Annotated in this window: 5 protein-coding genes, 1 rRNA gene and 1 pseudogene; all 7 read left to right on the plus strand. The window is 44.8% G+C overall.

What is annotated here, in order from left to right; genetic code table 11:
* The first annotated feature begins 76 nt into the window (after nucleotides 1-76).
* Nucleotides 77-2,107, plus strand: coding sequence for a M28 family peptidase (locus MSA64_RS04605; RefSeq protein ID WP_277663740.1), 2,031 nt, complete (start codon nucleotides 77-79; stop codon nucleotides 2,105-2,107).
* Between the two features lie 30 nt (nucleotides 2,108-2,137).
* Nucleotides 2,138-2,773: a GNAT family N-acetyltransferase gene (locus MSA64_RS04610; RefSeq protein WP_022171237.1), complete on the plus strand. Its 636-nt coding sequence runs from the start codon at nucleotides 2,138-2,140 to the stop codon at nucleotides 2,771-2,773.
* A gap of 73 nt (nucleotides 2,774-2,846) precedes the next feature.
* Nucleotides 2,847-3,248 carry a GntR family transcriptional regulator gene (locus MSA64_RS04615; RefSeq protein ID WP_022171236.1) on the plus strand — a complete coding sequence of 134 codons (402 nt, stop codon included), beginning with the start codon at nucleotides 2,847-2,849 and terminating at the stop codon, nucleotides 3,246-3,248.
* 44 nt (nucleotides 3,249-3,292) lie between these two features.
* Nucleotides 3,293-5,743, plus strand: a pseudogene (locus MSA64_RS04620) (ATP-dependent Clp protease ATP-binding subunit).
* A gap of 89 nt (nucleotides 5,744-5,832) precedes the next feature.
* Nucleotides 5,833-6,246 (plus strand): hypothetical protein, encoded by a 414-nt coding sequence (locus MSA64_RS04625; protein WP_022171234.1) that lies wholly within the window; start codon nucleotides 5,833-5,835, stop codon nucleotides 6,244-6,246.
* A 98-nt stretch (nucleotides 6,247-6,344) separates the two neighbouring features.
* Complete coding sequence (gene radA / locus MSA64_RS04630) at nucleotides 6,345-7,715, plus strand: DNA repair protein RadA (protein WP_154431624.1); 1,371 nt, start codon at nucleotides 6,345-6,347, stop codon at nucleotides 7,713-7,715.
* A gap of 506 nt (nucleotides 7,716-8,221) precedes the next feature.
* Nucleotides 8,222-8,290 (plus strand): 16S ribosomal RNA (locus tag MSA64_RS04635); the annotation flags it as partial.

Consider the following 8,290-nt stretch of genomic DNA (forward strand, 5'->3'; position numbering starts at 1 on the left):
GCGCGGTATAATAAAGCCGACATAAACATACGATCCCGACAGCGAATGTCAGGCACCGTTTGGCAGGAGGGTATCAATGAACGAGAAAGAGAAAGTATTAACACATCTGGATATTCCATATTCCTATGAGCTGGCAAAACGTATGGAAGCCTACCGGTGTAATCCGGAGCTGGGATATCGGTCGGCAGGATCAAAAGCAGAGTTTCTGACCGGCGAGATGTTAAAAAAAGAGATGGAAGAGATTGGTCTGTCCGGGGTAACGAAAGATGAGATTACCGTAGACGGCTGGGAATTTCGTAAAGCAGTTCTGTATGTACTGGATGAAAATGGAAAGAAACGCGAGATCCGGCTGGGAGCTTACCAGACAAACTGCGTGACTGATGGGGCAGAAGAATATCCGCTGGTCTATGTTGGAAAAGGAACAGAGTTAGACTATAAAGACATCGATGTAAAGAATAAACTGGTATTAGTTGACATTAACCAACGTGACGAATGGTGGATCAATTTCCCGGTATATCAGGCACATCTGAAAGGTGCAAAAGCACTGATCGCGGTGCAGCAGGGCGGCTATGGCGAGATCGATGAAGATGCGTTAAATGCCCAGGATATTGCAGGACCGGCAGATGCTCCTGCATTTTCCATATCCAGAAGAGATGCCCAGTGGCTGAAAGAACAGCTGGATAATCAGCAGAGCCGGGAGCTATGGGTGACACTGGAAGCGGACAGCCGGGTGATGCCGGAGTGTAAAACTTATAATATTACCGGACAGATCCAGGGAAAACACAAAGACCGTCTGATCGTGCTTTCTGCTCATTACGATTCGTATTTTGACGGATTTCAGGATGATAATACGGCGGTGGCCATGATGTTCGGGATCGCGAAAGCATTGATCGATGCCAGGATTCAGCCGGACAATACGATCCTGATCTGTGCGATGGCAGCAGAAGAGTGGGGCGTGATTGATTCGGATTTTGACTGGTCCACAGGTGCCTACGAACAGGTATTTACCGTACATCCAGAATGGGTGGGAAAGGTGATCGCCGACCTGAACTTTGAGCTTCCGGCCCTGGCACACGGTGCAGGGGCACGGATCCGAAGTTGTTATGAATATCAGCCGTTTCTGGAACAATTCTTGGAGGAACTTCCGATGCTGACCAGAGCATACCCGGAGGAGGCATCCGTTGTATCACCAATCGAGACATGGTCCGATGATTTTTCGATGGCGATCGCAGGCATCCCTTCCATGGTAAATGATTTTACCGGTGGAAGTTTTATGGAGACACACTATCATTCTCAGTTTGATAACGACGAATATTATGATCCACAGGTATACCAGTTTCATCATGAACTGTATGCACTGCTGGTTCTGGCTATTGATGCGACTGCCGTGGTGCCACTCTCCTTTACCGGTGTTATGAAACGAGCACAGGAAGGACTGGAACTGATAAAATCCTGTGAAAACGGCTGTCTGGGAGAAAAGTACGAAACAATCAGCGGATTACTGAGCGACGCAAAAAAACAACAGGAAGAGAATTACCGCTGGCTTATGCAGAAAAACAGCGAATATAAAACATGCGAAGATCCTGAAAAACGGGAAGAACTGTATCAGAGTTTGCGGCAGACAGAAGCAGAACTTCTGGAGCGGTTCAAAACAGAACAGGATGCATTTGTCCGCATCGACTGGTACGGAAATGTATTTTACCCACATGAGATACTGTTGAGAAACATCCACCTCCTGGAGGGAGCAAAAAAGAATCTCGAAAAAGGAGAAATTTCAATAGCACTCAGAAAATTGTACGATGTGGATAACAATGCCTATGCATTTATGTTTGATAAAGAAGTCTACGAACATTTTACCGATTATGTGTACCATCAGCCAAAAGAACGGCTGAAATGGGGATACAGACGTCTGATGCAGCATGAAAATCTGTACGATCTGGTAAAACAGCTGCTGAAAAAAGAAGAAGCAGGAGAAAAAGACTGTCGGGAAGAGGCAGTAGCACTTGCAAAAGTAATCGATAAACAGTACAAAATGGCAGAACAGACAATGGAAGAGATTTATCAAACCGTGAAAGAACATTTTGTGCATCCGATACAGGAACAATAAGAAAGGTGACGGGGAAACCCGCTGAAAAATATGGAAAGCGATAAGTTATATCGGGTAAAAAAAGAAGATTTACCTAAGTTAGAGGAACTTTTAAACATTTGTTTTGCACACGATCCACTGTACGAGACACTGATCCCGGATCCGGATGTGAGAAAACGTCTGATGCCGGAGCTGTTTCACTGCGATATGGACGAATTCTATGAAACATGTGAGATTTTTGCGGACAGCGAAGAACTTAACAGCGTGCTGGTGGTATCCGATGAGACAGAGTCCTACAATCTGTTTCATTTCCTGCTGACAGAAGCGAAGGCAACCCTGCAAAATGATCTGTATCTGATCAAGGAGGATCCGTCTTTTCATACCTTTTATAATTTTATCAAAGGCGGTGACTACCTGAATTCGAGCTGGACACAACAGCTTCATCAGACAAAACGACTGCATATTATTTACCTGGCGGTTCATCCAAGGATGCAGCACCACGGAATGGCAGCGATGCTGATGGATGAAGCAATCCGGTATGCCCAGGAACATGGAATGATGATTTCACTGGAAACACACAACGAAAAAAATCTGGAATTCTACAAAAAGTTCCAGTTCAAAGAGTATGGAATCTTAAAAAAGAACTTTAATTTGAAACAATACTGTCTGATCCGGGAATATCAGTAAGGGTCTGCTTTACAAAACGTGGGATCTGTTATATGATGTATAACACACAGAAAAGAGAAAGCAGGGTGAACAGATGCAGATAGAATTGCTGGAGATAGATTTTAACAGCGAAGAAGCAATTTATATGCAGCTTCGCAACCAGATCATACTTGGAATCGCCACATCCAGACTGCAGGACGGAGATACCCTCCCGTCAGTAAGACAGATGGCAGAATGTATCGGAATTAATATGCATACAGTAAATAAAGCGTACGCTGTTCTCAGGAAAGAGGGCATCGTATCTATAGACCGGAGAAAAGGTGCAGTGATCTGCATCGATTCAAACAAACTGCTGGCACTGGAAGAAATGCGTCAGAATCTGTATATCATTCTGGCAAAGGGGCGATGTCATAACATTTCCCGGCAGGAAGCACATAGGCTGCTGGATGAAATCTATGATATGTGGGAGCAATCCCCCGAAGACCCGTTAGAATAATCTGCGGGCAAACAGGATACGAAAAATGGAGGATAGAACGCTGCATGAGTACACAATATACGAATCAGGCAAAGACAGCGGTAAAATATGCGGAAAAGACAGCACGCAGATACAAACATAGTTATATCGGAACCGAACATTTACTGGCAGGTCTTTTACACGAAGAAGAGGGAACGGCCGGTATGGTTCTGCGCGACATGGGAATCAGTGAAGAACGGCTGATGGAAATGATCCGGAAACTGATTGCACCGGAAGAGAGTAATGTGCTGACTGCGGACCGGGCAGGATATACCCCACGGGCGACAAGAATGCTGGAAGGAGCTGTGGAAGAAGCAGATGATCTTCGCAGTGAAAAGATAGGAACAGAACATCTTCTGCTTGCGATGCTGCGGGAAGTTGACTGTATGGGAACCCGTCTGCTGCACACGATGGGAGTAAATATCCGAAAACTGCAGAATGAAGTTCTGGCAGCGATGGGAGAAGAAGTTGCCAATCCAAGAGATAACGGCAATGCACGATCCAGAAATGAAGCGGCTACAGGCACGCCGACACTGGATCAGTACAGCAGAGATCTGACTGAGATGGCTCGTCAGGGAGTTATGGATCCGGTGGTCGGAAGAGAAGATGAGATTGGTCGGGTAATCCAGATTCTGAGCCGCCGGACGAAAAACAATCCCTGTCTGATCGGAGAACCGGGTGTTGGAAAAACAGCGGTAGTAGAAGGACTTGCTCAGCGGATCACGCAGGGGCTGGTGCCGGAAAAAATGAAAAACAGACGGCTGGTTGTTCTGGATTTGTCCGGTATGGTGGCAGGATCAAAATACCGCGGTGAATTCGAAGAAAGAATCAAAAAAGTAATTACAGAAGTGATGGAACATCCGGGGATTCTGCTGTTTATTGATGAATTGCATACAATTATCGGAGCAGGCGGTGCGGAAGGAGCACTGGATGCATCCAATATTTTAAAACCTTCTCTTTCGAGAGGGGAGATTCAGATCATCGGTGCGACCACGATTGAAGAATACAGAAAACATATCGAAAAAGATGCTGCACTGGAACGAAGATTTCAGCCGGTTACGGTAGAAGAACCGACGCAAGAGCAGGCAGTTGAGATTCTGAAGGGATTGCGCCCTTATTATGAAAAACATCACGGAGTCACCATTACCGATGAGGCGCTGGAGGCAGCAGTCAAGATGTCTATCCGTTATATTGCAGACCGGCATCTGCCGGACAAAGCCATTGATCTGATGGATGAAGCATCTTCACGGGTACAGTTAACAGGTATTACAGTGCCTCCGCAGTTAAAAGAGGTAGAGCAGAATCTACATGCACTTGCCGAAAAAAAAGAGGAAGCGATCAGGGAAGGCGATTTTTCAAGAGCGCGGGAGTTGCAGGAAGGACAAAAAGAGCTGGAAGAATCCTACGAAAAATTGAAAAAACGTCAGGAACAGCGCTATAAAAATAAAAAAATGCAGGTAACCGAAGAAAATATTGCCCAGATCGTATCCAGCTGGACCAAGATTCCGGTACAGAAACTTGCCCAGAAAGAGTCCAAACGTCTGGCAAGCCTGGAAAAAGAACTGCACAAACGGGTGATCGGTCAGGAAGAAGCGGTGGAAGCGGTGGCGAAAGCAATCAAGCGAGGACGCGTGGGACTGAAAGATCCGGCAAGGCCGATCGGTTCTTTCTTGTTTCTAGGACCGACCGGTGTTGGTAAGACAGAACTGTCTAAAGCACTGGCAGAGACAGTCTTTGGCTCCGAGCAGGCGATGATCCGTGTGGATATGTCGGAATACATGGAAAAGCACAGTGTATCAAAACTGATCGGCTCACCGCCGGGATACGTGGGATATGAAGAAGGTGGTCAGCTTTCCGAGAAGATACGGAGAAATCCATAGAGTGTGATTCTGTTTGATGAAATTGAAAAAGCACATCCGGATGTATTTAATATTTTATTACAGGTGCTGGATGACGGTCATATCACAGATGCGCAGGGCAGAAAAGTGGATTTTAAACAGACCTGTATCATCATGACATCAAACGCCGGTGCACAGTCAATCGTAGAACCAAAACGTCTTGGATTTTCTCAGGGAGAAGACAAGAAGAAAGACTACGAAGATATGAAACGCGGTGTTATGGAAGAAGTGAGAAGAATCTTTAAGCCGGAATTCTTAAATCGTGTCGATGAGATCCTGGTCTTCCATATGCTGGATAAACAGGAGATTCGCCAGATTGTTAATATTCTGGTAAAAAAACTGGAGAAACGATGCAAAGAACAGCTGGATATCGAACTGGTTGTCCGAAGCAGTGTAAAAGACTATCTGGCAGAAAACGGATTTGACAGCAAATATGGTGCACGACCTCTGAAAAGAGCGATCCAGAACAAATTGGAAGACAGGATGGCAGAGGAGATACTGGCTGGAAAGATTCACAGAGGGGATCGGGTTATTGTGTCTGTATCTAAAAAAGTTATTAAATTTTCAGTCAATGACTAGATGTTTTTCTGAATTTATTATATAATATCTACAAAACAAAAGCAGCGTCAGAGATGGCGGAACGCACAGAGGAAAACTAGGAGGATATTATGGCTACGATTAAAGAATTGATCAGAACAGAAGCAGCTGGAGGAATCAGTTTCGGTAATTATGAACTGGATACCAAGACGAAACTTTCTGATTATGAATATGATGGTGATTTATATAAAGTAAAAACCTTTAAGGAGATTACAAAGCTGGAGCGAAACGGAATGTTCGTATACGAATCCGTTCCGGGAACCACAGTTTTAGATATGAAGATCGGAAATAACGGTATGGTATTTTCTGTAGAAGGGACAGATAATACACAGATTACAGTAGAGATGGAAGCGGATTGCGAATATAAAGTACTTCTGGATGACGTGAGCGTTGGTCATATGAAAACCAATCTGGGAGGAAAATTGTCTTTCAGCGCAGACTTATCCCCGGATAAAGCTGTTTGTGTGGAGATTGAAAAATTATAAGTGATCAAAAGCCTGTGATGAAAAAGCTGTCGTCTTACCGGAAAACGGTAGGGTGGCAGCTTATGTTGTGTATGAGGGTGAACAGGAGTAGAAAGAGCATGGCAAAAGCGAAGAAAACAGTATTTTTCTGTCAGGAGTGTGGATATGAATCACCAAAATGGATGGGGCAGTGTCCGGGATGCAAAAGCTGGAATACATTTGTGGAAGAGACTGTGAGTCCAAACCAGACAAAACATCAGGAGGCAACAGGAAGAAAGAAAGCCGAACCTGTAGCACTTTCCGAGATTTCCCTGGATGAAGAAGACCGTATCCATACAGGTATCAAAGAACTGGATCGGGTTCTTGGCGGCGGGATCGTGCAGGGCTCGATGACGTTGGTAGGCGGTGATCCGGGTATCGGAAAATCGACGCTCCTTTTGCAGGTATGCAGAAATCTGGCAGATCGAGTATCCGTTCTTTATATTTCCGGTGAGGAATCATTAAAACAGATCAAACTGCGGGCACAGAGAATCGGTGCGTTTGGAGACCGGCTGCGGCTGCTGTGTGAGACCAATCTGGACATGATCCGCCAGGTGATTGAAAAAGAAAAACCAACAGTAGTTGTGATCGACTCGATACAGACTATGTACAACGAAGAGGTGTCCTCTGCTCCTGGAAGTGTGTCGCAGGTAAGAGAATCCACAGGGGTGCTGCTGCAGATAGCAAAAGGACTTGGGGTTTCCATATTTATCGTTGGTCATGTGACAAAGGATGGAAATGTAGCAGGACCGAGAGTGCTGGAACACATGGTAGATACAGTGCTTTATTTTGAGGGCGATCGCCATGCATCCTACCGGATTCTGCGTGGAGTAAAGAATCGTTTTGGATCTACCAATGAGATCGGTGTCTTTGAAATGCGTGAAGAGGGGCTGGTGGAAGTGGAAAATCCTTCGGAGTTTATGCTGGCGGGAAGACCAGAGGGAGCATCCGGTTCCGTAGTAGCCTGCTCCATGGAGGGAACCAGACCGATCCTGATAGAAATCCAGGCACTTGTATGTGCCAGCAACTTCGGTATGCCGAGAAGAACGGCAGCAGGTACGGATTATAACAGAGTTAATCTTTTGATGGCCGTACTGGAAAAACGTCTGGGACTTCATCTCTCGGCAAGTGATGCATATGTCAATATCGCCGGGGGAATCCGTATGAATGAACCGGCGATAGATTTGGGAATCCTGCTTGCTGTGGTATCGAGTTATAAAGATATTGTGATTGATGATAAGGTACTGGTATTCGGAGAAGTTGGTCTGAGCGGAGAAGTACGTGCGGTAAGCATGGCAGAACAGAGGGTACAGGAAGCAAAGAAACTGGGCTTTACAAAGGTAATCCTTCCGGCAGCATGCATGAAAAGTGTGGGACAGGAAACAGAAATCACGCTGATTCCGGTGGATAACATCAGAGATGCAGTTCGCTTTCTGGAACAGAAAAGGTAATGTAAGAAATACATCAAAGAAAATGTAAAAAAATGTAAAAAAATGTAAAAAGACAGTTGACGAAAACAGAAATAAATGCTATTATATCAGAGTTGCAACTGACGAAAACGATTGAATCAAAGAAGTGAAAAAAGTTCTTGACAATATAGAGTGAGTTGTGATATGATGCAAAAGTTGTTGCTGATGAGTCGAAAACATAAACCAACTTCAAAAAAAGTTGAAAAAGTTCTTGACAGGCAGGAAACGACATGATATAATAGCAAAGCTGTTTGAGACAAACGGCAATGCAAAACTGATCTTTGATAACTGAACAGTGAAACACATTCCTCGAAAGTTCTTTTTAAAATCATAAAAACGAACGATCGAAAGATCCTTAAAAAACAGTAAAAGGGATAAATTAGCCAAGAGTTGATTTTGACCTGGAGCAAATCTCGCAGAACAAGTTCTGCTCGATGAACGCACGATTTTCATTAGTACAAGCACATGAAAATCTTGATGCGCACATTTATTTAGAGAGTTTGATCCTGGCTCAGGATGAACGCTGGCGGCGTGCTTAACACATGCAAGTCGAACGA

This window comes from Oliverpabstia sp., assembly GCF_022785585.1.
Taxonomy (GTDB): domain Bacteria; phylum Bacillota; class Clostridia; order Lachnospirales; family Lachnospiraceae; genus Oliverpabstia; species Oliverpabstia intestinalis.